The sequence below is a fragment of the Mesorhizobium sp. AR10 genome, from assembly GCF_024746795.1.
Taxonomy (GTDB): domain Bacteria; phylum Pseudomonadota; class Alphaproteobacteria; order Rhizobiales; family Rhizobiaceae; genus Mesorhizobium.
Genome location: NZ_CP080524.1, coordinates 5003561 through 5026796, shown reverse-complemented (window position 1 = coordinate 5026796; position 23236 = coordinate 5003561). Strand labels below are relative to the sequence as shown.

Below are 23236 nucleotides of genomic sequence, written 5' to 3'. Positions count from 1 at the left end.
TTGCCCCCCATGACCGACATTTCTGACGGACCGGTTTCGGCAGGCGAGCTGGTGCTCAGCCTGCGCGGAATCTCAAAGAATTTCGGCGCCGTTTCGGCGTTGACCGATATCGATCTCGACGTGCATGCCGGCGAAGTGGTGGCGCTGGTCGGCGACAATGGCGCCGGCAAGTCGACCTTGGTCAAGATCCTCGCCGGCGTCCATCAGGCAAGCTCGGGAACGATCAATTTCCGCGGCACGCAAGTGACGCTCGCCGACCCCAGTGCGGCGCTGACGCTCGGCATCGCCACCGTCTTCCAGGATCTGGCGCTGTGCGAGAACCTCGACGTCGTCGCCAACATCTTCCTCGGCAAGGAACTCAATCCGCTGCGGCTGGACGAAGTGGCGATGGAGATCCGCGCCTGGACGCTGCTCAACGAATTGTCGGCGCGCATTCCGAGCGTGCGCGAAGCGGTCGCCTCGCTGTCCGGCGGCCAGCGCCAGACCGTGGCGATCGCCCGCTCGCTGCTGCTCGAACCCAAGCTCATCCTGCTCGACGAGCCGACCGCCGCCCTTGGCGTCGCCCAGACGGCGGAGGTGCTGAACCTCATCGACCGTGTGCGCGAGCGCGGCCTCGGCGTGCTGATGATCAGCCACAATATGGAGGACGTACGCGCCGTCGCCGACCGCATCGTCGTGCTGCGGCTTGGCCGCAACAACGGCATCTTCGATCCCGACGCTTCCAACCAGGAGCTGGTCAGCGCCATCACCGGCGCCTCCAACAATGCGGTGTCGCGCCGCGCCGAGCGACGCAAGGCTGAGCAAAAGACCGGGCAAGAGCACAAGCAGGAGCAGCGGCCATGAGCGCAGAGCCCAAACAGGACACATCGTCTTCGACGGCGCTGGACCGCAGCGACGTGCGCGTCAAGCACGCGACGGGGGTTGGCGGCACGATCAGCGCCTTCCTCGACCGGGTGCGCGCAGGTGACCTCGGTTCGCTGCCGGTGGTCGTCGGGCTGGTCATCATCTGGACTGTGTTCACCGCCCTCAATCCGGTCTTCGTCTCCTCGAGCAACCTCGTCAATTTGCTGTTCGATTGCTCGACGGTCGGCGTCATCGCGCTCGGCATCGTCTGCGTGCTGATGGTCGGCGAGATCGACCTGTCGGTCGGCTCGATCAGCGGTTTTGCGTCGGCACTAGTCGGCACGCTGTGGGTCAATCAGGGTTTGCCGGTGGCGCTCGCCATCGTCGCCGCCGTTGCGTTTGGAGGGTTGATCGGCTCGCTCTACGCGCTGCTGTTCAACCGGCTCGGCATGCCGAGTTTCGTGTCGACGCTGGCCGGCCTGCTCGCCGTGCTCGGCCTGCAGCTCTACATCCTGGGATCTACCGGCTCGATCAACCTTCCCTATGGCTCGAACCTGGTGAATTTCGGCCAGCTGCTGGTCATGCCGGACTGGCTCTCCTACGCGCTGTCGGCCCTGCCGGGCATCGTCATGCTGGTTTCCGGCCTGCGCACCGTCAACCGCCGCCGCGCCGTCAATCTGTCGGCGCCCTCGATCGGTGGCCTGGTCGTGCGGGCGCTCGCCATCACCGTGGTGCTGGAGCTGATCGTCGCCTATCTCAACCAGTCGCGCGGCATCCCCTGGATGTTCGGCCTGTTCGTCGGGCTGGTCGTGGCGATGAACTATGCGCTGACCCGCACCAAATGGGGCCGTTCGATGACCGCCGTTGGCGGCAATCGCGAAGCGGCGCGCCGCGCCGGCATCAAGGTCCGGTCCATCTATCTCAGCGCCTTCGTGCTGTGTTCGATGTTCGCAGCCCTTGGCGGCGTGCTGTCGGCGGCCCGCCTTGCCTCGGCCAGCCAACAGGCCGGCACCGGCGACGTCAATCTCAATGCCATCGCGGCGGCCGTCATCGGCGGCACCAGCCTGTTCGGCGGCCGCGGCAGCGCCTATTCGGCGCTGCTCGGCATCATCGTCATCCAGTCGATCGCCAGCGGGCTGACGCTGCTCGATCTGTCGTCTTCGCTTCGCTACATGATCACCGGCGCCGTCCTGGCGATCGCGGTCATCGTCGACTCCCTGGCGCGCCGCTCGCGGGCTTCCCACGGCCGAGCCTGAACCCAGAAACAGGGAGCTTGATCCCGAAAAGTGGGAACCGGTTTTCGGAAAAGATCATGCTCAAACAGGAAATGCAGAAATGGCTCAGGATTTGAGTGGAAAAGTCGCGGCAATCACCGGCGCCGCGTCGGGCATCGGCCTGGAATGCGCCAAGGCGCTTATCGCCGCCGGCGTACGGGTCGTGCTGGTCGACCGCGACGAGGCCAGGCTGAAGGAGGTCTGCGCCGAGCTCGGGCCGCAGGCGATCCCGCTGGTGATCGATCTGATGAAGCCGTCGAGCGTTGCAACGATGATGCCGCAAATCCTGGAGAAGGCCGGCCAGCTCGACATCTTCCACGCCAATGCCGGAGCCTATGTCGGTGGCGAGATCCTCGGCGGCGATCCCGATGCCTGGGACCGCATGCTGAACCTCAACATCAATGCGGTGTTCCGCTCCGTGCACGCCGTCCTGCCGCACATGGTCGAGCGCAAGACCGGCGACATCATCGTCACCAGTTCGATCGCCGGGCTTGTTCCCGTCGTCTGGGAGCCGATCTACACCGCCTCCAAACATGCCGTGCAGGCCTTCGTCCACACGGTCCGCCGGCAGGTCGCCAAGCATGGCCTGCGCGTCGGCGCCGTGGCCCCCGGACCCGTGGTAACGGCGCTGATCAGCGACTGGCCGAAGGAGAAGCTCGACGAGGAGCTGGCAGCCGGCGGCTTGATGCAACCCGTCGAGGTCGCCGAAGCGGTGCTGTTCATGCTGACGCGCCCGAGGAACATCACCATTCGGGATCTGGTGATCCTGCCGCAGAGCAATGATTTGTGAGGGGAATAGGGGAGTAAGGGAGTAGGGGAGTATGTAAGCAAATTGGCACATTCGGCCGATGGTTCGCAGACTATTTTCCCTACTCCCGTACTCCCGTACTCCCCTACTCCCCTACTCCCTTAAGCAGAGGTTCCCCATGCCCTCCCACTTCCTCGGCATCGACGTCGGCACTGGCAGCGCCAGGGCAGGGGTGTTCGATATCAAGGGCACCATGCTGGCCTCGGCCAAGCGCGACATTGCCTTGTTCATCGAGCCCGGCGAGATCGCCGAGCAGTCGAGCGAGGACATCTGGCGCGCGGTGTGCGCCAGCGTGCGCGAGGCGGTGGCGAAGTCCGGCTTGGGTCCGCGTGACATTGCCGGTATCGGCTTCGACGCGACCTGTTCGCTGGTCGTGGTCGGGCAGGGCGGCGCACCTCTGGCCGTTGGCCGTTCGGGCGACAGCCAGCGCAACATCATCGTCTGGATGGACCATCGCGCGCTCGACCAGGCGCAGCGCATCAATGCCGGCAAGCACCGCGTGCTCGACTATGTCGGCGGCACCATCTCGCCGGAGATGGAAACGCCCAAGCTGTTGTGGCTGAGCGAAAACCTGCCCGAGAGTTTTGCTGCGGCCGAGCATTTCTTCGACCTGACCGATTATCTGACCTGGCGGTCGACCGGCAGCCTGGCGCGCTCGATCTGCACGGTGACCTGCAAATGGACCTATCTCGGCCATGAGCGGCGCTGGGACGAGGCCTATTTCCGCGCCATCGGTCTCGGCGTGCTGGCCGACGAAGGCTTTGCCCGGATCGGCACCGAGATCGTCGAGGGCGGCACGGCACTCGCCCAGGGTCTGACCGAGACGGCCGCCAACGAACTCGGCCTGCTGCCTGGAACGCCGGTTGCCGCCGGGCTGATCGACGCCCATGCCGGCGGCGTCGGCACTGTCGGCGGTCAAGCCCCCAATCAAGGCAAGGGTTCCGCAGGAACACTGCAGTCGCGCATGGCCTATGTCTTCGGCACTTCGGCCTGCACCATGGCGAGCACCAGCGAGCCGGCCTTCGTGCCGGGCGTCTGGGGTCCCTATTTCTCCTCGATGGTGCCGGGCTTCTGGCTCAACGAAGGCGGCCAGTCGGCGGCGGGTGCGGCGATCGATCATCTCCTGGGCCTCCACCCGGCCTCGGTCGAAGCCGCCGCGCAAGCCAAGGCGCAAGGCCTCAGCCTCGCCGCCTGGCTTGGCCAGCAGGCGGAAACGTGCTCCGCCGACCTGTCCGCGGTAGCGCGCTTGGCGGAAGGGCTGCATGTCGTGCCGGAATTCCTCGGCAACCGCTCGCCCTTCGCCGACCCCGAGGCCAAGGCACTGATCGCTGGGATGAGCATGGACAATTCGCTCGACAGCCTCGTAGCGCTTTATGTCGCCGGTCTGTTGGGGCTCGGCTATGGCGTGCGCCAGATCGTGGCGGCGATGGCCGCGAAAAAAATAGCCATCGACACCATCGTCGTCAGCGGTGGCGCCGCACAGAGCGAACTGGTGCGCCAACTGCTGGCCGACACCACAGGGCTGACCGTGGCCGGCTCGACGTCGCCCGAACCGGTGCTGCTCGGCTCGGCGATACTCGGCGCGGTGGCGGCGCGGAATTATCCCGAGGTGATATCGGCCATGACCGGCATGTCGCGCATCGGCGAGATCTATCGCCCAGCCGGCGGGGATCTCGTAGCCTGGCACGACAAACGCTTCGCCGCCTTCGAATTGCTGCAACAGGCAGGACGGGCGATCCGCGACTAAATATTGCTTCAGCGCGGTTGCCGCGCCTTCACCACAGCCACCATCTGGGAGTTGTTACCGTTTTCGCGAAAGCGGTAACAACTCGCGGATTCGGACGTCGCGGTGCTCACGTCCAGAAATACCTTACCGTGTGGAAGAACACCGGGGCGGCGAAGACCAGGCTGTCGGCGCGGTCCATCATGCCGCCATGGCCTTCTATCAGATGGCCCCAGTCCTTCACCCCCTGGTCGCGCTTGATGGCCGACGCCACCAGCCCGCCCAGAAATCCCATCAGGCAGGCGATGAGGGCGACGCCCGCCGCCTGCAGCGGCGAGAACGGCGTCAGGAACGACAGCAGCGCGCCGAGCAGGCTCGACGCCGCCAGCCCGCCGACCAGTCCTTCCCAGGTTTTTGACGGTGACACTGTCGGCGACAGCAGGTGTTTTCCAAACAGCTTGCCGAAGATGTATTGCAGCACGTCGCTGCCTTGCACGGTGATGATCAGGAAGGCGATGAGCAGCAGGTTGCGGCCTTCGAAGCCTGGCACGTCGAGCGTCAGCAGCGCCGGCACGTGGCTGACGAAATAGACCGAGATCATGATCGCCCATTGCTGCGCCGAGACGCGCTCGAGAAAGCGCTCGGTGTCGCCGTTGAGCGCGGTGATCGCCGGCATCAGCAGGAAGCAGTAGACCGGGATGAAGATGGTGAAGAGGCCGTACCAGGCGGTCCACACCAGCCAGTACTGGAACGGGATGACGATGCCGAACATGCCGAGCAGCACCCAGTGGTCGCTGCGCCGGCTGTGCGTCAGCGTCACGAATTCGCGCAACGCGGCAAACGAGATCAGCGCGAACAGTATGGTCATGCCGTAGCGGCCGAAGAAGAAGGCGACGGTGATCGCCAGCACCATCACCCACCAGGCGTTGATGCGCTGGTTGAGGTTGATGAGCGTCGAAGACAGCGGTTTCGGCGCACGCCACGACAGTATGCCGGCGACCAGGCTTGCCGTTATCAGCACCACCGCGAGGCCGATAACCAGAATGAGGGTTTCGTGCATCATTTGATATTAATCGTCCCTCGACGGGCGGGGGTTGAGGGCAAGCAGGGTTTCGCGGGCGCGCTCGAGAAAGGCGCGGCGTTCCTCGCCGGGTGCGATCGTCACCGGCGGTCCGAAGACGACGCGGCAAAGCAGAGGCACCGGCACGAACTGGCCCTTGGGCAGCACCCGCGACATGTTCTCGATCCAGCACGGGATGAGTTCGACCTCGGGTCGCGCCATCGACAGATTGTAGAGGCCGGAGCGGAACGGCAGCAGCGTCTCGTCGGACATGTTGCGCGTGCCTTCGGGAAAAAGGATCAGCGAATGGCCGTCGTCGAGCACCGACAGCATGATGTTGATCGGGTTCTGCGCCTCGTCGGTCCACTGCCGGTGGATGAGCACGGAGCACAACATGTCCTCGGCGATGAAGCGGCGCAGCCGCGACTTGCCCCAATATTCGGCCGCCGCCACGGCATGGGTGCGGGCGCGCACCTTTTCGCTGAGGCAGGCTGACAAGAGGATGAAGTCGCCATGGCTGGCATGGTTGGCGAAGTAGATGCGCTGCCGTTCCGACGGCTGGCTGCCGTTCCAGATCGGCCTGACGCCAGTCACCACCCAGGCCAGCGCCGACAGGCCGACCGAGGTCACCGTCTGCAGCAAGGTGAAGCTGTTGGCGCGAATGTGAAGCTTTGTCATCGATGGGCTCAAACAAATGCCGCGACGAGCGACGCCGCCGCAAACAGGGCGAACGCGATGCGCTGCTTCGTAAGCAGCCGGCGCGTGCCTGCCATGCGCTGGTCCAGCGTGCGGCCGCCGGCAGGGGTGGGTTTCAGCTGCATGCGCGCCAGCACATCGTCGACCGCGGCACCGCCGCCGGCCTCGCTGGCGTGGCTGGCCATCAGGCGGAAAAGCAGCGCGTCGAACAGCAGCAAGGCAGAGACAGCGAGGGTGGCCACGGCGCTCACTGCGGCAACCAGCCAGGCCACCGCTGACACTGGCGCCGCCTGCGGTCCGGCCACCAGGCCGATGACCGGCGCCGCCATGACCGCAGCAGCGACCAGCAGCACCGGCCACGCCGCCTGCACCATCAGCCCGGCGGCGAATGCCTCGGCCTTCTCGGGATAGTGCTCGGTATTCATGCTGGTTCGTCCACCCCGGCGTGAAGATGCACTGGCCGGCCGGACGCGGCGAGCTTTTTGCGCGCCTGCGCCGGGGTGTGCGAGCGGCCGGTCACAACCAGCCAGTCGGCGATAGCGGCAGCACTGCGCTGGAAGCCGAGCGCGCAGCAGACCAACACCGTGCCGCGCCTGCGCGCCAGTTCGATCGACGCCTCTGCCCGGTCCAGCATGTCCGCATGCGGTGGCAGCAGGTCGAGCATGTCATGGCTGACCCAGCGACTGGTGACGCCGCGCGGCCGCTCCAGTTCGGCGGCAAGGTCGATGACCGTGCCGAAGCCGTTGGCCTCGTGGACGGTTGGATAGCGGCCGAGGAAGACGCCGTCGGCAACAGCCACCTGCGGTGCAAGCTTGCGCGTCCACGCCCAGATATTCACCTTGGCGCCGAGCCGGAAGGGCCAAAGCAGAACGCGGCTGGCCAGCGACACGCTGCCATCGGCCGCTTTCTGGAACACGCGTGTGCCGGCCCCGGCATAGGCGAAGGCGACGATGGCCAGCGCCAGCGCCGGCCACAACAGGATGAGCGAGACGGCCGAGAAAAAGGCACCGGCAGCCGCTACAGCCAGCGCCAGCGTTGCACCCAGGCCATAGAACAGCGCCAGCCGCTGCGCCCTCGCATCGGCGGTCAGGCGGAAACCGGCGAACGGCAGGTCGCCCTTGGCCGGGAACAGCCAGAGCGCAAAAAAGCCGAGCAGCGCGCCGGTCGGGATGTCGATGAAATGATGCTGCCATGTCGTCAGCACCGAGGCGCCGATCAGGAAACACCAGGCGTGCCAGACGGGTTTCAGAACGCCGCCGAGACGGTGGCGTCCCAGGGCTTGGCGCCAGTGATCCCAAATGATGACCAGCAGCGCGATGTGCAGCGAGGGCGCCTCGTTGAATGGCTTGTCGAAGCCGCCGAGCAAGGTGAACAGAAAGCCCGACAGGCCGGTCGTCTCCGGCCGCACGAAGGTCGCGGTCAGCGGGAACAGGATGAAACAGGGGAAGGCGACAGCTTGTGCCGTGAGGTAACGCCCCGCCAACCTGTCTACCCCTTGCCTGTTGTCGTTGAGCAGCAGCGACAGGCAAAACAACAGATTGATCGTCCAGTAAGGCACGATGGTCCAGGCGACGAACGGGATGTGGTGCTCCCAGGAGAACACGATGCTGCCGACATGATCGCGCTGCGACGCCAGCCAGTTGGTGAAGCCGTAGCTGAGGTAGAAGAACGGTCCGAAGAAGGCGAGCCACAGCGCTGCCCTGACGACGATGCGGCCATAGGGCTCGGCGGCTGTGCTTGATGGAGGCTGCATGGTGTCGGCACTGGTCGGCATGCTGCGGCCGGTTCCTACAGACGCCGCGCCAGCGAGACGGTGAAGATGCCCCACTGGTCGATGCGCTGGTCGAGCTTCTCGAAGCCGGCCGCCGTCACCAGCTGGTCCATCTCGCCTTGCGTGCGCCGCCGCATCACCCAGGCCTGGCCACCGCGATGCGAGGTCAGGCTGCGCGCGATCATCTCCAGCTGCGGATGCCACGGCTGGTTGGTGTAGAGGAGCAGGCTGCCGGGCTGCATCGCCTTGGCCAGTCCACCCAGCGAACGAGCGATCAGCGCATTGTCGGGAAACAATTCGTAAAGTCCGGAAACGATGGCGAGATCCGGTGCCGGATCGAGCCCGGCGAGCATGGTCGCATCAAAGGCATCGGCCTTGCGGAAGGTGACGCTGGTCGGCAAATGCCGGCCGGCGATCATCTTCGAGCCCAGCCCGACATTGATGTCGGAATAGTCCTGCAGCCTGACACTCGCCGGCGGCTCGGCGCATTTGGCCACGGCGTCGAGCACATAGCGGCCATGGCCGGCGGCGATGTCGACGATGTGGACGGGTCGGCCGGCCGCCTTCAGCGTGGCGACAGCGTTGCCGATCAGCTCTTCCAGATGCAGCTTGCGCTGGCGAATGCCGCGCCAGCCGATGGCGTCGAGAAAGGTGCGGTCGATCATGCGGCCGACGAAGCCGATACCCCGCGCCTCGTTCTCGTAGACATAGTCGAGCGTCGAGCCGGAATCGAAGCCGGTGACGATGCCTGTCTTCATGCCGGGCGACAGCCAAGCGCCCGTGCGGATCGAGGCGCGGCTCATCGCCCAGTAGAGACCTTTTGGCGACAAAAGCGACAGCGGCGAGGCCAGCTTGTCGGCTTCGTCGCGTGTGTAGCCGGCACGGTCGGCGCCGGTCAGGTCGATCTTCTTCTCCGGTGCGGCGAATTGCTTTTCCAGGAACGGTCGGATCAGGTCGAGCGCCTGGCTGCGGTCACGCTCGCCCAGCGTGTCGTGGAAGAAGCCGGGCAGCACATGCCGCTCCTTAGCCGGGCTGGCGAGATTGACGAAGAATTCGTGCTGCGGCCCGTGCCGCACCACCCAGTCGCTGCCGGAGATCAAGAGCTGCGTCGGCACGGTGATGGCGCGGGCATCCGAGACGATGCGGGCGGCGTGGTCGTAAAGCTCGACAAGTATGTTGGAGGCGATCGGCCGCGTGATCAGCGGGTCGGCCTCGAAGGAGGCGATACGCTCGGGGTCATGCGTCAGGAACTTCGCCTTGACGTAGGAATTGACGAAGAAGCGGCCCTTGATCTTTTGCCACAGGGCAATGCCCTCCTTGGCGAAGGGCACGTAGAGCTTCACCGAAAAGGCCGGCGAGGCCACCACCAGCGCGCGGATATCGGGCGCATAGTCATGCACCCAGGCGGCGGCGAGCACGGCACCGAAGGATTGCGCGATGAGTGCTACGTCGCGCGGGCCAAAATCGTCCTTGCCGATCTCGCGCACGAAACAGTCAATGTCGCGCACCAGGGCGGCAAACGACGGCGCATAGCCGCGTTCGCCGGCCGAGCGGCCATTGCCGCGCGCGTCCCAGGCATAGAAGGCATGGTTTGGCATGGCCAGTTCATCGACCAGATGCGCCATGCGGCCACCATGCTCGTGGCCGCGGTGGAACAAAAGGATGGCGCCCTTGGCGGTCTCACCGACCGCCGGCCAGTAGCGGTAGAAGATCTCGGTGCCGTCATGCGTATGGAAGCTGCGTTCCTGCGCCACCCGCTGGGTTGGCGAGGCGGCGATGTTCTGTTCGTGGAGCATGTAGTCCCTCTGGCGGTCGGGTCTCTGACGATTTGTCATCAGTTGCCGCCCGCTCTAAGGCCGCTGCGTATCCGGTTGATGGCGGTTGCCAGCGACAGTGTAGCCATGGCCGGAAACACAAATGGCGTTATCGCCTCGACCCACAGGCCGCAGGCGATGAGGAAGGCGATGACGCCGAGCGCCAGCGCCCGGTCGCTCTTGCCGAACGGCCCGGCATAGTTGCGCCCGCTGCCGGCGGCGACGCCGAGGACGCCGGTGAATTCGACGATAACCGCGGCGATGGCAAAAGCGACGACGCCCCAGACCGGGAAGAGGACGGCAAAGGCCAGGATCAGCGCTAGGTCGGAGACGACGTCGCAGAGTTCGTTGAGATACATGCCGAGCTTTGAGGCCTGGCCATGTTCCCGCGCCAGCATCCCGTCGATGGCATTCAGCGCCATGCGCGCGAACAGCACCACCGGCATCAGCAGGAAGACCGCGCGATGCTCGGCAAACACCGCGACCACAAAGCCGGTGGCGATGGACAGAACAGCGGCAAGCAGCGTGATCTGGTTGGCGGTGACGCCGCCCGCGGCCAGCCGGTCTGCCAGCGGCCGCAGCTTGGCCTGGAAGGCCGGTTTCAGTGCATAGAGCGTCGGCATATGCGATCCCTGCAGCTCATGACAGCGTCCGCCCGGCGATGTGTTCGGCAAGGCGGGTGGCTTCCTCGGCGATCGCCAATATGATGCCGGATTTGCGCGTGGCGGCGAAATCCAGGCCGGCGAAATAGATGCCGGGTAGCGCCGCGAGGCCGTTCTCCAGCATTGGCTGGCCCTGCGCGTCCAGCAGGCCGGCAAGCCGCACCCAGCTGAAATCGCCGCGGAAGCCGGTGCACCAGATCACCGTAGTGATGCCGGAGCCGGCGAGGTCGAGCGAGCGGATAGGCGGGTCCGGCAGCTGGGCGGCGATGGTCTCCGCCGGGTCGGGCTCCGCAGCGGGGGCGTCGGTTTGAGTCCGCTGGATATAATCGTCGATAAGACGTTTGACATTGGCGGCGGCCTCGTCGGCAAAGCGGACGTGCTCCTTGGCGTCGTCGGCAAAGGCGAGTCGGCTGCGGTCGACGAGGCCGGTGAACCTGCCGAGCAGCACGACGCCTTGGGCGCTCAGCGATTGCAGGCTGAGAGTCTGGGTTGCCCCAAGCAAAGCCCTTGCTGGAATCTTGCCCGAAGGCTGGATGAGTTCCTTTCGCGGCACGTCGAGTATTCCGCTCAGTACCAGCCAGATCATGATGTCGCGGCCCCGGTAGCGGCGTGGCAGGCGTCCGAGCCGGCTGGTGGCAAGGAAGACGCTGCGTCCAGCCTCCGCCAGATCTTCGGCTATCTGGGCGCCCGACTGGCCGCTTCCGACCACCAGCACGGCACCGCTGCGCAGATCGGCCGCGCTGCGGTAGCCTGAAGCGTCGATCTGATCGAGGCTGTGGGGTAACGCAGCCGCCCAAGACGGGCGCACCGCACAGTTCAGATTGCCGCTGGCGATCACCACGTTGCGCGCCCAAAGCGTGCCGCGCGTCGTGGTTATGCGGTAGGCGCCGTTGTGCTGGTCGCCAGCAAGCTCGGTCACCGGTGTGTCAGACTGCACGGGCAGGGCGTTGCGCCCGGCAAAGTCCTCCAACAGCGCGACGAATTCGTCTCGCGTGAGAACGCCGTCGGGGTCCGAACCCTGGTAGCTGTCTCCCGGCATGACGGTCTGCATATTGGGCGTGTTCATCCGGAACGAGTCCCAGCGCTGCGTGCGCCAGGTCTCGCCGATGCGGCCGCGCTCCAGCAGGCGATGACGCAGGCCCTTTTTTGCCAGCGCATGGCTGACGCCAAGTCCGGCCCAGCCAGCGCCGATCACGACGGCATCGAGAATATCGGCCTTGCTGCTCATCTGCGACCCCCCAACCGCGGCTCATGACAGTGTCGGTGAGATTGGTCAATCGGCGGCCATGACGCAAGGGCCGGCACTGCTATCCGCATCGTTGCGCCGCTCTGATGTCACGGCATGGATGCCGTGGCATCAGCCGAAGAGTGCGGCTATGCAGGATGTGCGCGCTGTGCACCGTTCCCAAAAATGAGAACTTTACAAATAGTCGTATTTATGTGAAGTAACAAACCGCTGAAGGGTCAACCATGACAACCAACCGTTTCGCCACCCGCCTGAATTCCTTTGCCTCGCGGCCGCAGGCCGAATGGCCTGATCTCGCTGGCAAGCCATCCATGCTGCAGATGGCCGCCCGGGCCGCCAAGGTCGCCGGGCTGACCGACCTCGATCTCAACTTTCCCGACCATGTCGGTGAAAAGCCTACGGAAATCGCCCGCGCGCTCGGCGATCTCGGGCTTTCCATCAATGGCTTTGCCATGCGCTACTACTCCAACCCGGCCTTCAAGCTCGGCGCCTTCACCAATCCGGACCCGGTTGTGCGCCGCGAGGCCATCGACCTGACCAAGGCCGGCATCGACGCTGCGCGTGAGGCGGGCGCCAATCTCATGACGCTCTGGCTCGGCCAGGATGGCTTCGATTACGCCTTCCAGGCCGACTATGCGACGCTCTGGCAACACGAGATCGATGGGATTCGTGAAGTTGCCGCGCATGATCCCGATTGCCAGATCAGCCTGGAGTACAAGCCCAACGAGCCGCGTTCCTACAGCCTGATGCCGGATGCGGCGACGACCTTGCTGGCGATCCGCGATGTCGGCCTGCCCAATCTGGGCGTCACGCTCGATTTCGCCCACGTGCTTTATGCCGACGAACAGCCGGCGTTCGCCGCAGCCCTCATCGCGCGCCACAGCAAGCTTTTGGGCGTGCATCTCAACGACGGCTACGCCAAGCGCGACGACGGCCTGATGGTCGGCGCGGTGCACACGCTGCAGACCATCGAGCTGCTGCGCCAGATCCGCCGCGACGGCTACGCCGGCGCCATCTACTTCGACACTTTTCCCGACATGACCGGGCTCGATCCGGTGCGCGAATGCGAAGTCAACATCGCCACCGTCAAGCGCATGCTGCGCGTCGTCGACCGCCTGGAAAAGGACAACCGCCTGTCCGCCGCCATGGACAGCCAGGACGCCGTCACGTCGCAGGCCATCGTCCAGGAAGCCATGCTCGGTCCGGAGACGTCAGGAGACACCTGAAGCGCCCGGCGTCGCCATACGCCGTTTTCACCAAGGGAGGAATGACCATGAAACTTCTGCTTGCCGCCGCCACCGCTGCCCTGATGGCCTTGTCCATCGGCTCGGCATTCTCGGCCGACCTCGCGCCGCTGAACTCCGATAGCGAGAAGGACCGCATCGACTGGTCGCAGCTGGAAGCCAAGTTCGGGGCCTTCCCCAAACTGCCCGACGGCACCAAGGCCGGCGCCGTTTCCAAGACGCTGACCAACGAGTACTGGCGCTCGCTGGGTGAGGGCTACAAGTCCTTCGGCGATCGCGTCGGTGTTCCCGTCGTCTATCAAGCGGCGCAGAGCGAAGGCGATCAGCTCGGACAGCTCACCATCGCCGAAGGCCTGGTCACGCAGGGCTACAACGTGCTGCTCGTCTCGCCGCAGACCGACTCCAATTTGCAGCCGATCATCGAACAGGCCAAGGCCGCCAACGTGCCGGTGGTCAACGTCAATGACGCGGTCATCCCGCAGGCCGAACACTATGTCGGCAACGTCCAGCGCGACAATGGCGTGCGCGTCGCCAAATGGTTCATCAAGAACCGGCCGGATGGCGGCAAGGTCGCTATCGTCGAAGGCCAGGCCGGCGTCTATGCCGCCGTCCAGCGCACCGACGGCTTCAAGTCCACCATCACCGAAGGCGGCAAGTTCGAGGTCGTCGCCAGCGTGCCCGGCAACTGGGACCGCCAGACCTCCTACGACGCCGCCACCAACATCCTGCAGCAGCACCCTGACCTGATCGGCTTCTATGCCAACAATGACGGCATGGCGCTGGGCATCGTCGAGGCGGTGAAGGCCGCCGGCCTGCAGGACAAGGTCGCCGTCTTCGGCACCGACGGCATCTCCGACGCCTATGCCTCGATCCGCGCCGGCGAACTGACCGGCACGGTCGACAGCTTCCCGGTACTGACCGGCGAAGTGGCGCTGGAATCGGCGCTGCGCCTCGTTGCTGGCCAGAAGCTGCCACGCGTCGTCGCCACGCCGCAGGCGCTGATCACCAAGGACAATGCCGACCGCTATTCCGGCCCCGGTGCACGCAAGGCGCTGCTCGAGGACGCGGCGGCGGGCCAGTAGAGCGGATCGGCAACCGGGGCTGTCGCATTCCCCTCATCCGGCCGCTTCGCGGCCACCTTCTCCCCGCTGGGGAGAAGAGGCTGGCGCTAACGCTGGCGATCTCCTCTCCCCTCGGGGAGAGGTCAGCCGAGCGAAGCGGAGGCTGGGTGAGGGGGCTTTGACGGATCCGCCTGGAGAAAAAACAATGTCACCTCGGCTGCAATTCGCAGGTATTTCCAAGCTGTTTCCGGCCGTACGGGCGCTCAGTGATGTGTCCTTCGCGGTCGGCGCCGGCGAAATCCATGGCCTGCTCGGTGAGAATGGCGCCGGCAAGTCGACGCTGCTGCGCATCCTGTCGGGGGTCTACCGGCCGACGACGGGAAGCGTGCTGATCGACGGCAAGCCGGTGACGCTGAACAACCCGGTCGCGGCCCGCGCCGCGGGCGTCGCCATGATCCACCAGGAATTGCAGCAGGTACCGCGGCTCAGCGTCGCCCAGAATATGTTTCTCGGTCATCCGCTGACGCGCGGCGGCATCTTCGTGGCACGGCGCGAGCAGGAGCGCCGCGCCGCTGAAGCCCTTGCGGCAATCGATCCATCCATCGATCCGGCAGCGCCGCTCGGCAGCCTGAAGGTGGCGCAGCGGCAGATCGTCGAGATCGCCCGCGCGTTGCTCGACCGCGCCAGCATTGTGGCCATGGACGAGCCGACATCGAGCCTGACGCCGAGCGAATTCGAGCGCCTGGCGCAAGTCATCGCCGGGCTGGCCCGCGACGGTGTCGCCGTCGTCTATGTCTCGCACAAGCTGGACGAAGTATTCGGCATCTGCCAGCGCGCCACCATCATGCGTGACGGTGTCGTCGTTGATTCAGTCGATCTCGCGCAGGTGTCGGAGAAAGCCGTCGTCGCGATGATGGTCGGGCGCGAACTGGCGCAGGAACAGCACCACTCCCATGCGACCACTGATGTCAGGCTCAGCGTGCGCGGCCTGGCCTCAGCGACCAAGGTCCGCGATGCTTCCTTCGACCTGCATCGCGGCGAGGTGCTAGGCATTGCCGGCCTGGTCGGATCGGGCCGTACCGAACTGTTGCGGCTGCTGGCCGGCGCCGACTGCGCCTCGGCAGGCACCGTCGAGATCGACGGCAAGGCCACAAAACTTTCCACCCCGCGCGACGCCATCGCCGCCGGCATCGGCCTGGTGCCGGAGGAGCGCAAGCGCGAAGGCATCGTGCCGCTGCGCTCCATCTCGAGCAACATGGCGCTGGCTTCGATGGGCGTGTTCGCGCCGCGCGGCGTCATCGATCATCGCCGGCTGAAACGGGTGGCTAGCGAGAAGATGAGCCGCGTCAATCTGCGGCCGTTCCTGCTCGACCGGCCGATCCGCCTGTTCAGCGGCGGCAACCAGCAGAAGGCGATCATCGGCCGCTGGCTGGCGGCGGGAACGCGCATCCTTTTGTTCGACGAGCCGACGCGCGGCATCGATGTCGGCGCCAAGGCGGAGATTTATCATTTGATCGAGGAGCTCGCCGCCGAGGGCCATTCGGTGGTCGTCGTGTCGTCGGAGCTTCCCGAGGTGATCCGGCTTGCCGACCGCGTGCTGGTCATGCGCGACGGCACGGTCGCTGCCGAGCTCGACCGGGCAAGTCTCAGCGAACAGGCGATCGCGGCGCATGCCATACCACAAACGCAAATGCAGGCCGGCAAAACCGGACCGCAGGCAAGGCAGTAGATGACGGACATATCGGAAAATACAGCAACGCGGCCCAAGGCGGATTTCCTGCACCGGTTTTCCATGCGCGACGCCGGCACGCTGATCGGCCTGATCGTCATCCTCGCCGTCTTCGGCGCGCTGGTGCCGGGCTTCTTTGCCGAGCGCAATCTGATCAACATCCTGCAGCAGTCGAGTATCAATGCCTGTCTGGCGCTGGGCATGACGCTGGTGATCATTTCCGGCGGCATCGACCTCTCCGTCGGGCCGACGGCGGCCCTTTCGGCCGTCATCTCGGCCTCGATGCTGGTCGCCGGCGTGCCGTTTCCACTGGCCATCGCCGCCGGCTTCGCCATCGGTCTGCTGTGCGGCCTGCTCAACGGCGTGCTCGTCGCCTATGTCGGGCTGCAACCCTTCATCGTCACATTGGGAACGCTCAGCACCTACCGGGCGCTGGCGCTGATCTACACCGGCGGCAATCCGGTGCTTGGTCTGCCGGCCGATTTCCGCGCCATCTTCAACGGCTCGCTGTTCGGGCTGCCGCTGTCGGTCATCATCGTCGCCTGCGTCGCGCTGATTGCCTGGATCATCCTCAAGAAGACGCCGTTCGGCGAATATCTGCTCGCCGTCGGCGGCAATGAGGAGGCGGCCTACATCGCCGGCGTGCCGATCGCCCGAACCAAGATCGCCGCCTACATGATCTCGGGCCTGCTGGCAGCACTTGCCGCGCAGATCTTGATTGGCCGGCTGGGTGCGGCCGAGCCCATTTTGGGCAATCTCTGGGAGCTCGACGCCATCGCCGCGGCGGCCATCGGCGGCGCCTCGCTGATGGGCGGCAAGGGCAGTGTCGTCGGCACCATTCTGGGCGCCGTCATCCTCGGCACCATGCGCAACGGCCTGACGCTGATGAATGTCCAGTCCTTCTATCAGCTGCTGGCAACTGGCCTTATAATCCTCGCCGCGATGCTTATCGATCGCGTGACGAGGGGACGTGGATGACGTTGAGCAATCTCGATCTGAAAGCCGTAGGACCGCGCATCCGCATGATGATGCCGCATCTCACGCCGCTCGAGGCCAAGGTGGTGGAAACCGTTTTTGGCCGGCGCGGCTTCGACGAGACCATTCCGCTGAAGCAGATCGCCGAGGAGGCCGGCGTGTCGGAAGCGATGGTGGTCAAGATCGCCAAGAAACTCGGCTTCTCCGGCTATCGCGACTTTCGCACCGCCGTCTATGAATACAGCCGCCTGCCGACCGCCGAGATGCACCAGGAATTGTCGGTCGACGACAGCTCGGCCGAGATCGTGCAAAAAGTGTTCCGCACCTCGATCCATGCGCTGGAGGAGACGCTGGCGATCCTCGACATGGAGGATTTCGACCGCGCCGCCGATCTGCTCTACCGCGCCAAAAACCGCGACTTCTACGGCGTCGGCGGCTCGGCCCAGATCGCGCGCGACGTCTCGCACAAATTCCTGCGCATCGGCATCCGCGCCTCGGTCTATGACGACTCGCACATGATGCTGATGTCGGCCTCGCTGCTCGGCGCCGACGACATCGCCGTCGGCTTTTCACATTCCGGCAACACCTCAGCCGTCATCGACGCCATCCATCTCGCCCGCAAGAGCGGCGCGCGCACGCTGGCCATCACCAATTACGACAACTCGCCGCTGGCGCAGATCGCCGACATCGTGCTGTGCTCGACCGCGCAGGGCTCGCCGCTGATGGGCGAAAACGCGGCGGCGCGCATCGCCCAGCTCAACATTCTCGACGCGCTGTTCGTGGCGGTGGCGCAGCGCGACTACCAGGCGGCGGAACGCAATCTCGGCCGCACCATGTCGGCGGTGACATCGAAGCGGAAAGACCGGGGCACATGACGCCGCCTTTGGTGACCGTATTCGGCAGCCTGCATTACGACATCATGGTCGAGGCACCCGACCGCCCACGCAAGGGCGAGACGGTGACTGGCCACGCCTGGCATCCGAAATGCGGCGGCAAGGGCGGCAACCAGGCTGTCTCAGTGGCCCGCGCGGGCGTGCCCGCAGCGATGATCGGCGCGGTCGGCGATGACGATTTCGGCAAGGCGCTGCTGGACAATCTCGACCGTAACCGCGTCGACCGCCGCTTCGTGCGGGTGGCAGTCGGAGCCGGCTCGGGCCTGAGCGTGGCGATCTTCGACGAGGGCGGCGACTATGGCGCCGTGATCGTCTCCGGCAGCAATCTCACTCTGGGCGAAAAGGACATCGCAGCGGCGGCTGACGTGGTGGTGCAGACTGCGGTGCTGCTGCAGCAGAACGAGGTGCCCGAAGCCGCCAACATCGCCGCCGCCCGCGCTATCAAGGCAGCCGGCGGCCGCGTCGTGCTCAACGCCGCACCGGCGCGCAAACTCTCCGACGACCTGATCGTGCTGGTCGACATCGTCATCGTCAACGCCATCGAGGCGGAATTCCTTGCCGGCGTTCCGGTGGTCGACACGCTCGACGGCGCGGGGGAAGCGGCTCGCCGTCTGGTCGATGTCTATCCGGCCGCCATCGTGACGGCGGGTGGGGAGGGCGTCGCCTATTGCCACCGCGATGGCCAGGCGTTCGCGCTGGCCGCCATCCCGGTGAAAGTCGTCAGCACCCATGGCGCCGGCGACGAATTCGTCGGCGCCTTTGCGGCAGGGCTTGCCCGTGGAGAGCCCATCGAGGCGGCCATCGCCGCGGCCAATGCCGCGGCGGCCTTGCTGGTCTCCACGCCGGAACAGGAACGCGGCGCGCTCTGAGCGGCGGCTCTACCGATCGCTCTAGGACATCTTCACCTTGGGTTCCCGATCCCACAAACGCAGGGCGCCGAGCTTGGTCATGAAGCCGGCGACATCTTTCGGACCGGACAGTGCAACGACGCCGTCATCGAGACTGTCGGCGATGCCCGCTTTCTCGAACAGCGGCGTAGCGGCCTCGACGTAGCCGATGAATTTGCAATGCGCAAAAGCGTCGGCGACGAAGTCGCGGGCGGTCGATTCCTTGATCAGATCCGCCATGACGCTTGCCGACGGCAGCAGCGCAATCGCGTCGTAGAGGACGGATGGAGCGCCCGCGAGCATTTGATCCGCTTCGATGAGGCTGCCGTCACTGGCTTTCGCGCCGCCAACCTTCGGAGCGATGATCTCGAAACTGGCGCCGGCCTTGGCCAATGCCGACGTCAGCGCCTTGACGAGCGCGGCGTCGGTGCCGTCGGTGACGAGGATTCCGAGCTTGCGGCCCTCGAAACGATCGGGACCGTTTGCCAGGATGCTGAGCGAGGGCGCGGTGGCCAGATCCCGGCGGGTGGCAATAGCCGCATCGGCGGGTTTCGGCATCGCCTTAAATCCGAGATCGGCGCTGACCTTCTTGGCAAGCCCGTCATCGATGTTGAGAAGGTGCGAAACCATGCGTTCGCGAATGACCGCAGTCTTCACCTTGCTCAGTTCGAAGGTCAGGGCGGCTGCGATGTGTCCTTGCTCCGTCGGTGTCTGACTGATGTAGAACTGCCGGGCCTGACTGTAGTGATCGGCGAAACTCTCGGCGCGGATGCGCTGCTTGGGACCTTGTTCGGCCTCGGCAAACGGGCGGAAACCGCGTTCCGGAGACTCCCTTGGGCCTTCACCGAAGGAATTGGGCTGGTAGTTCACCCTGCCGACCGGATTGCGCATCGCCATGTGGCCGTCCTGCTGGAAATGATGGAACGGGCATTTTGGCGCGTTGATCGGGATATGCGTGAAATTGGGTCCGCCGAGCCGCTTCAGCTGGGTGTCGAGATAGGAAAAATTCCGCCCCTGCAGCAGCGGGTCGTTGGAGAAGTCGATACCGGGCGGGACATTCTGCGTCATGAACGCAACCTGTTCGGTCTCGGCGAAGAAATTGTCGGGCATGCGGTCGAGCACCAGGCGACCGACCGGGATTGGCGCCAGGATTTCCTCGGGGATCAGCTTGGTGGCGTCGAGCACGTCGAAGTCGAAGCTGTCGGCGAACTCCTGGTCGAACAATTGCAGCTGCAGCTCCCACTCCGGAAAATTGCCGGCCTGGATCGAGTCCCACAGATCGCGACGATGGAAGTCGGGGTCGGCGCCGTTGATCTTCACCGCCTCGTTCCAGGCCACCGACTGCAGGCCGAGCTTCGGCTTCCAGTGAAACTTGACGAAGGTGGATTCGTCCTTGGCATTGACCATCCGGAAGGTGTGGACGCCAAAACCCTCCATGAAGCGGAAGGAGCGCGGAATGGCGCGGTCCGACATCACCCACATGATCATGTGCATGCTTTCGGGTGTCAGCGAGATGAAATCCCAGAAATTGTCATGTGCCGACTGCGCCTGTGGGAAGGCACGATCGGGCTCTTCCTTGACCGAATGGACGAGATCCGGAAACTTGATGGCGTCCTGGATGAAGAACACCGGGATGTTGTTGCCGACAATGTCCCAGTTGCCTTCCTGCGTGTAGAGCTTGACCGCGAAGCCGCGCACGTCGCGCGCCAGATCGACCGAGCCTTTGCTGCCGGCGACAGTGGAGAAGCGCACGAAGGCCGGGGTCTTTTCGCCGGCGCGCTGGAAGATGTCGGCACGCGTGTATTTGGCCAGGGAATCATAGGTTTCGAAATAGCCGTGCGCGCCGTAGCCGCGCGCATGGACCACGCGCTCGGGTATGCGCTCGTGATCGAAATGGAAAATCTTCTCGCGGAAATGAAAGTCTTCGAGAACCGTCGGACCACGTGCGCCGATCTTCAGCGAGTTCTGGTCATCCGAGACCGGGCCGCCTTGCGCCGTGGTCAGCACCGGCACATCGCCCTCGGCGGTCTGGTGAAGTTCGCCGCCTTCGCCGCGCATCAGCTTTTGATCGTGAATGGCAGCAAGCGTGCCGTTCGGGTTGCGCGACGACTTTGCCATGGCATGTTCCTTGTGAGCGGTGCGGGATTGCACCTCTTCACAATGCTTTGCACATCGTAGGGTTCCGCGATCGATGGTCTGTAATTGCAGGCTGCCATGCATCGCGACGTGGTGGCTGTCGGAGGCCGATGCCGCGGCCGGTTGTGGTTCTGAACATGGTGGTCATGGTCTCTCGATTGGAATGCAGCAGGCCGATTGGGGTCGGCCTTCTGCAAAAGGATCGCGGCCAATCAATGCGATCGCGCCGGGCCTGATTCAGTCTGGGATGGCTCAGCCCCTGGCTTGCGCCGTCTCCGGTCCGATGAACGCAGCGATCTTCGTGACCTTGTTGGCGGGGAAGCCGCCCTCGCGGGCATGCCGCTCGACGGTGTCGGCGCTGTCGGCTTCGTGGACGCAGTATATCTTGTCGCCGGCGACATAGCTCGTCACCCAGGTATAGGGCTCGCCCAATCCGGCCACGACTTCGTTGGACTTCGCCGAAATATCCCTGAGCTCGGCCGGGCTGAGCTTGTCTGCGCCCGGGATCTCGCGCTCGATGATGAATGTTGGCATGTGTCGATCTCCATTGTTACGATGACGTTTGTTACGTTGACGCCACCTTGGAACCGGCCGCCGTTGGACCCCGCGTGCCGGGCTCGCGAAAAAACTGCACAAGGCCGTCACACGTTTGGTCACACGGGCGACGGGCAGGGCGGTTGCTGTCGAATGGTGGGAACTTGATGGGCAGGAAAATCAGGCTTCTAGGCGAACCTGCGATCTTCGATACCGATGGACAAAGCCAGTCGGTGCGCGGCCATCAGGCCTGGGCGCTGCTTGCCCGCGTGGTGCTGTCGCGCGCCCCGCTCGACCGCCGAGGCCTGGCGTCGGAACTGTTTCCCGAAACCATCGATCCACTCGGGTCGCTGCGCTGGTGCCTGGCCTCATTGCGCAAGGCGCTCAACGCTTCGGAATGCCTGAACGGCGATCCGGTCGAATGCAATTTTGCGCCCGATATCGAGGTCGATGTACTGCGGCTCGACCGAGACGATCTCGACGTCGAGGTTGCAGGCCCGCTGCTCGGTACGCTGGAGCCGCGCTGCAGCCCGGAATTCTCGACCTGGTTGCTGGTCGAGCGCCAGCGCATTTCCGGCATTGTCGAAGCCAGGATCAGGCAGGAAACCATCCGCGCGATGGCGGTCGAGGATTATGAACGCGCCGTCAGGCTGGCCGGGCTTGGGGTGCGGCGCAGCCCCTATGATGAGGGCTCTCATATCCTTCTGGTCAAGAGCCTGGCGCTGGCCGGGCGCTACCCGGCAGCGCTCGAACAGGTCGAAGCAACCGAGGCGGTGTTCCTGGCCGAGCTTGGCGAAAAGCCTTCGGCCGCCCTGCGCAGCGCGGCGCGGCGCACCATAGCCTCGCAGCCTGGCGGCATTTCACCGGAAGCCTTCGTCAAGTCGCTGGTGCAGTCCGGGCTTGCGGCGCTCGCCGCCGGCGCGGCCGACGCCGGCATCGACTGCTTGCGCCGCGCCGTCCGCGACGCCGAGAAAATCAACAACCCGCATCTCAGCGCCAAAGCCACTTTCGAGCTCGGCACCGCGCTGGTGCATTCCGTCAGGGGCTATGACGATGAGGGCTCGATCCTGCTCAGCCAGAGCACCGAGCTGGCACGCAAGGCCGGCAGCGCCGGCATCGCGTCGGCGGCCTTTCGGGAACTCGGTTATGTCGAGGCGCTGGCCGGGCGCCGGCCGACGGCCGCAGCCTATCTGGCGCAAGCGGAGGAATTGGCCGCGGACAGCGACGCGTTGGCCGGCATCCATGGCGTCATCGGCTTCAACCTGGTCGACTGGGGCCGGCTCGAAGACGGCATGGCCCACTATGCCGTCTCGCTGGAGCATGCCCGCTCGGCTGGCAATCGCCGCCGTGAGATCTGGTCGCTGGGCCTGGGCGGCTGGGGCCTGCTTGCGGCCGACCGGCTGGAGGAAGCCGACAGCTGGCTGGCCGATTGCCTGACACTGGTCGACGAGCAGCACTGGATTTCGTTCCGGCCGTGGCCGGTCGCGGTGCTGAGCGAATCCCGCACCCGCCAGCAGGCGCCCGCACGGGAACTCAGGCCCAGGCTAGAAGAGGCCTTCGCGCTGAGCTGCCAGATGAACGACCCGTGTTGGGAAGGGGCGGTGGCGCGCGTGCTGGCGCTGACTTATGCCGCCGAGGGTGCACTGCCGCAAGCGATGGAGTGGCTTGGCGAGGCCGGCCGACGCTGCGCGCGCGATACCGATGTCTATGCCGCGCTGCAGGTGGAGATTCTCGCCAGCCAGGCTGAGATCAGCCTCAAACAGGGCCGCCCGGAAGTCGCTGACGCTATCGGCCGCGAATGGCTGGCGCTGGCCGCCCGCACACACAGGGATGCGCATGTCGTGCGCGCGGCGGCGTTTATTGGTGGGCAGGGGTAGGGG

General features: G+C 65.2%; 20 protein-coding genes. 11 read left to right on the top strand and 9 right to left on the bottom strand.

What is annotated here, in order from left to right; translation table 11 throughout:
- Positions 1 to 9: 9 nt before the first annotated feature.
- The 4 genes from LHFGNBLO_RS28065 to LHFGNBLO_RS28050 all read left to right on the top strand — a co-directional run bounded on the left by LHFGNBLO_RS28065 (position 10) and on the right by LHFGNBLO_RS28050 (position 4672).
- Positions 10 to 843, top strand: a complete 834-nt coding sequence (locus tag LHFGNBLO_RS28065; RefSeq protein ID WP_258602526.1) for an ATP-binding cassette domain-containing protein — start codon at positions 10 to 12, stop codon at positions 841 to 843.
- Positions 840 to 2099: a sugar ABC transporter permease gene (locus LHFGNBLO_RS28060; protein WP_258602525.1), complete on the top strand. Its 1260-nt coding sequence runs from the start codon at positions 840 to 842 to the stop codon at positions 2097 to 2099. Before LHFGNBLO_RS28065 ends, LHFGNBLO_RS28060 begins: the two co-directional genes overlap by 4 nt.
- Before the next feature lie 79 nt (positions 2100 to 2178).
- A complete protein-coding gene (locus LHFGNBLO_RS28055) occupies positions 2179 to 2907 on the top strand; it encodes an SDR family oxidoreductase (protein WP_258602524.1) in 729 nt (242 codons plus the stop codon).
- A gap of 136 nt (positions 2908 to 3043) precedes the next feature.
- On the top strand, positions 3044 to 4672 hold the full coding sequence (locus LHFGNBLO_RS28050; RefSeq protein WP_258602523.1) for an FGGY-family carbohydrate kinase: 1629 nt from the start codon (positions 3044 to 3046) through the stop codon (positions 4670 to 4672).
- A 106-nt stretch (positions 4673 to 4778) separates the two neighbouring features.
- Here LHFGNBLO_RS28050 and LHFGNBLO_RS28045 read toward each other — a convergent pair whose 3' ends face one another.
- Genes LHFGNBLO_RS28045 through LHFGNBLO_RS28015 form a run of 7 tightly spaced genes read right to left on the bottom strand, consistent with a single transcriptional unit; the run spans position 4779 to position 11879 of the window.
- Positions 4779 to 5711, bottom strand: a complete 933-nt coding sequence (locus LHFGNBLO_RS28045) for a phosphatidate cytidylyltransferase (RefSeq protein ID WP_258602522.1) — start codon at positions 5709 to 5711, stop codon at positions 4779 to 4781.
- 6 nt (positions 5712 to 5717) lie between these two features.
- Positions 5718 to 6386 carry a lysophospholipid acyltransferase family protein gene (locus tag LHFGNBLO_RS28040; RefSeq protein WP_258602521.1) on the bottom strand — a complete coding sequence of 223 codons (669 nt, stop codon included), beginning with the start codon at positions 6384 to 6386 and terminating at the stop codon, positions 5718 to 5720.
- Between the two features lie 8 nt (positions 6387 to 6394).
- Positions 6395 to 6829, bottom strand: coding sequence for a hypothetical protein (locus LHFGNBLO_RS28035; RefSeq protein WP_258602520.1), 435 nt, complete (start codon positions 6827 to 6829; stop codon positions 6395 to 6397).
- The gene (locus LHFGNBLO_RS28030; protein WP_258609932.1) at positions 6826 to 8157 is read right to left on the bottom strand and encodes a serine/threonine protein phosphatase; all 1332 of its coding nucleotides are present in this window, start codon (positions 8155 to 8157) and stop codon (positions 6826 to 6828) included. The genes LHFGNBLO_RS28035 and LHFGNBLO_RS28030 overlap by 4 nt, the downstream gene beginning before the upstream one ends.
- Positions 8158 to 8192: 35 nt before the next feature.
- Complete coding sequence (locus tag LHFGNBLO_RS28025; RefSeq protein ID WP_258609931.1) at positions 8193 to 9971, bottom strand: bifunctional alpha/beta hydrolase/class I SAM-dependent methyltransferase; 1779 nt, start codon at positions 9969 to 9971, stop codon at positions 8193 to 8195.
- 38 nt (positions 9972 to 10009) lie between these two features.
- The gene (locus LHFGNBLO_RS28020) at positions 10010 to 10612 is read right to left on the bottom strand and encodes a CDP-alcohol phosphatidyltransferase family protein (RefSeq protein WP_258602519.1); all 603 of its coding nucleotides are present in this window, start codon (positions 10610 to 10612) and stop codon (positions 10010 to 10012) included.
- Positions 10613 to 10628: 16 nt separating this feature from the next.
- Complete coding sequence (locus LHFGNBLO_RS28015) at positions 10629 to 11879, bottom strand: flavin-containing monooxygenase (protein WP_258602518.1); 1251 nt, start codon at positions 11877 to 11879, stop codon at positions 10629 to 10631.
- 242 nt (positions 11880 to 12121) lie between these two features.
- Here LHFGNBLO_RS28015 and LHFGNBLO_RS28010 point away from each other — a divergent pair, with 242 nt between their 5' ends.
- The 6 genes from LHFGNBLO_RS28010 (at position 12122) to LHFGNBLO_RS27985 (ending at position 18668) form a co-directional block, all read left to right on the top strand.
- A complete protein-coding gene (locus LHFGNBLO_RS28010; protein ID WP_258602517.1) occupies positions 12122 to 13123 on the top strand; it encodes a sugar phosphate isomerase/epimerase family protein in 1002 nt (333 codons plus the stop codon).
- Between the two features lie 47 nt (positions 13124 to 13170).
- Entirely contained in the window at positions 13171 to 14223 is a 1053-nt protein-coding gene (locus tag LHFGNBLO_RS28005) for a substrate-binding domain-containing protein (protein ID WP_258602516.1), read from the top strand.
- A gap of 184 nt (positions 14224 to 14407) precedes the next feature.
- Complete coding sequence (locus LHFGNBLO_RS28000) at positions 14408 to 15931, top strand: sugar ABC transporter ATP-binding protein (RefSeq protein WP_258602515.1); 1524 nt, start codon at positions 14408 to 14410, stop codon at positions 15929 to 15931.
- Positions 15932 to 16909, top strand: coding sequence for an ABC transporter permease (locus LHFGNBLO_RS27995; RefSeq protein WP_258602514.1), 978 nt, complete (start codon positions 15932 to 15934; stop codon positions 16907 to 16909).
- On the top strand, positions 16906 to 17781 hold the full coding sequence (locus LHFGNBLO_RS27990; RefSeq protein WP_258602513.1) for a MurR/RpiR family transcriptional regulator: 876 nt from the start codon (positions 16906 to 16908) through the stop codon (positions 17779 to 17781). The genes LHFGNBLO_RS27995 and LHFGNBLO_RS27990 overlap by 4 nt, the downstream gene beginning before the upstream one ends.
- Complete coding sequence (locus LHFGNBLO_RS27985; protein ID WP_258602512.1) at positions 17778 to 18668, top strand: ribokinase; 891 nt, start codon at positions 17778 to 17780, stop codon at positions 18666 to 18668. The genes LHFGNBLO_RS27990 and LHFGNBLO_RS27985 overlap by 4 nt, the downstream gene beginning before the upstream one ends.
- A 21-nt stretch (positions 18669 to 18689) precedes the next feature.
- Here the strand turns inward: LHFGNBLO_RS27985 and LHFGNBLO_RS27980 are convergent, their stop codons facing one another.
- Together LHFGNBLO_RS27980 and LHFGNBLO_RS27975 are read right to left on the bottom strand one after the other, a co-directional pair.
- Positions 18690 to 20804: a catalase gene (locus LHFGNBLO_RS27980; protein ID WP_258602511.1), complete on the bottom strand. Its 2115-nt coding sequence runs from the start codon at positions 20802 to 20804 to the stop codon at positions 18690 to 18692.
- Positions 20805 to 21074: 270 nt separating this feature from the next.
- Entirely contained in the window at positions 21075 to 21356 is a 282-nt protein-coding gene (locus LHFGNBLO_RS27975; RefSeq protein ID WP_258602510.1) for a DUF4242 domain-containing protein, read from the bottom strand.
- Between the two features lie 167 nt (positions 21357 to 21523).
- Between LHFGNBLO_RS27975 and LHFGNBLO_RS27970 the strand changes: the two genes are divergently transcribed.
- The gene (locus tag LHFGNBLO_RS27970; RefSeq protein WP_258602509.1) at positions 21524 to 23233 is read left to right on the top strand and encodes a BTAD domain-containing putative transcriptional regulator; all 1710 of its coding nucleotides are present in this window, start codon (positions 21524 to 21526) and stop codon (positions 23231 to 23233) included.
- The last annotated feature ends 3 nt before the right edge of the window (positions 23234 to 23236 follow it).

Excerpts from the sequence above, each read along its gene's own strand:
- LHFGNBLO_RS28010 (WP_258602517.1), top strand. The coding sequence starts at position 12,122 with ATGACAACCAACCGTTTCGCCACCCGCCTGAATTCCTTTGCCTCGCGG.
- LHFGNBLO_RS28040 (WP_258602521.1), bottom strand. The coding sequence starts at position 6,386 with ATGACAAAGCTTCACATTCGCGCCAACAGCTTCACCTTGCTGCAGACG.
- LHFGNBLO_RS28060 (WP_258602525.1), top strand. The coding sequence starts at position 840 with ATGAGCGCAGAGCCCAAACAGGACACATCGTCTTCGACGGCGCTGGAC.
- LHFGNBLO_RS28005 (WP_258602516.1), top strand. The coding sequence starts at position 13,171 with ATGAAACTTCTGCTTGCCGCCGCCACCGCTGCCCTGATGGCCTTGTCC.
- LHFGNBLO_RS27975 (WP_258602510.1), bottom strand. The coding sequence starts at position 21,356 with ATGCCAACATTCATCATCGAGCGCGAGATCCCGGGCGCAGACAAGCTC.
- LHFGNBLO_RS27980 (WP_258602511.1), bottom strand. The coding sequence starts at position 20,804 with ATGGCAAAGTCGTCGCGCAACCCGAACGGCACGCTTGCTGCCATTCAC.
- LHFGNBLO_RS28015 (WP_258602518.1), bottom strand. The coding sequence starts at position 11,879 with ATGAGCAGCAAGGCCGATATTCTCGATGCCGTCGTGATCGGCGCTGGC.
- LHFGNBLO_RS28065 (WP_258602526.1), top strand. The coding sequence starts at position 10 with ATGACCGACATTTCTGACGGACCGGTTTCGGCAGGCGAGCTGGTGCTC.
- LHFGNBLO_RS28050 (WP_258602523.1), top strand. The coding sequence starts at position 3,044 with ATGCCCTCCCACTTCCTCGGCATCGACGTCGGCACTGGCAGCGCCAGG.
- LHFGNBLO_RS27985 (WP_258602512.1), top strand. The coding sequence starts at position 17,778 with ATGACGCCGCCTTTGGTGACCGTATTCGGCAGCCTGCATTACGACATC.
- LHFGNBLO_RS28000 (WP_258602515.1), top strand. The coding sequence starts at position 14,408 with ATGTCACCTCGGCTGCAATTCGCAGGTATTTCCAAGCTGTTTCCGGCC.
- LHFGNBLO_RS28035 (WP_258602520.1), bottom strand. The coding sequence starts at position 6,829 with ATGAATACCGAGCACTATCCCGAGAAGGCCGAGGCATTCGCCGCCGGG.
- LHFGNBLO_RS28025 (WP_258609931.1), bottom strand. The coding sequence starts at position 9,971 with ATGCTCCACGAACAGAACATCGCCGCCTCGCCAACCCAGCGGGTGGCG.
- LHFGNBLO_RS28020 (WP_258602519.1), bottom strand. The coding sequence starts at position 10,612 with ATGCCGACGCTCTATGCACTGAAACCGGCCTTCCAGGCCAAGCTGCGG.
- LHFGNBLO_RS28045 (WP_258602522.1), bottom strand. The coding sequence starts at position 5,711 with ATGATGCACGAAACCCTCATTCTGGTTATCGGCCTCGCGGTGGTGCTG.
- LHFGNBLO_RS27970 (WP_258602509.1), top strand. The coding sequence starts at position 21,524 with ATGGGCAGGAAAATCAGGCTTCTAGGCGAACCTGCGATCTTCGATACC.
- LHFGNBLO_RS28030 (WP_258609932.1), bottom strand. The coding sequence starts at position 8,157 with ATGCAGCCTCCATCAAGCACAGCCGCCGAGCCCTATGGCCGCATCGTC.
- LHFGNBLO_RS28055 (WP_258602524.1), top strand. The coding sequence starts at position 2,179 with ATGGCTCAGGATTTGAGTGGAAAAGTCGCGGCAATCACCGGCGCCGCG.
- LHFGNBLO_RS27995 (WP_258602514.1), top strand. The coding sequence starts at position 15,932 with ATGACGGACATATCGGAAAATACAGCAACGCGGCCCAAGGCGGATTTC.
- LHFGNBLO_RS27990 (WP_258602513.1), top strand. The coding sequence starts at position 16,906 with ATGACGTTGAGCAATCTCGATCTGAAAGCCGTAGGACCGCGCATCCGC.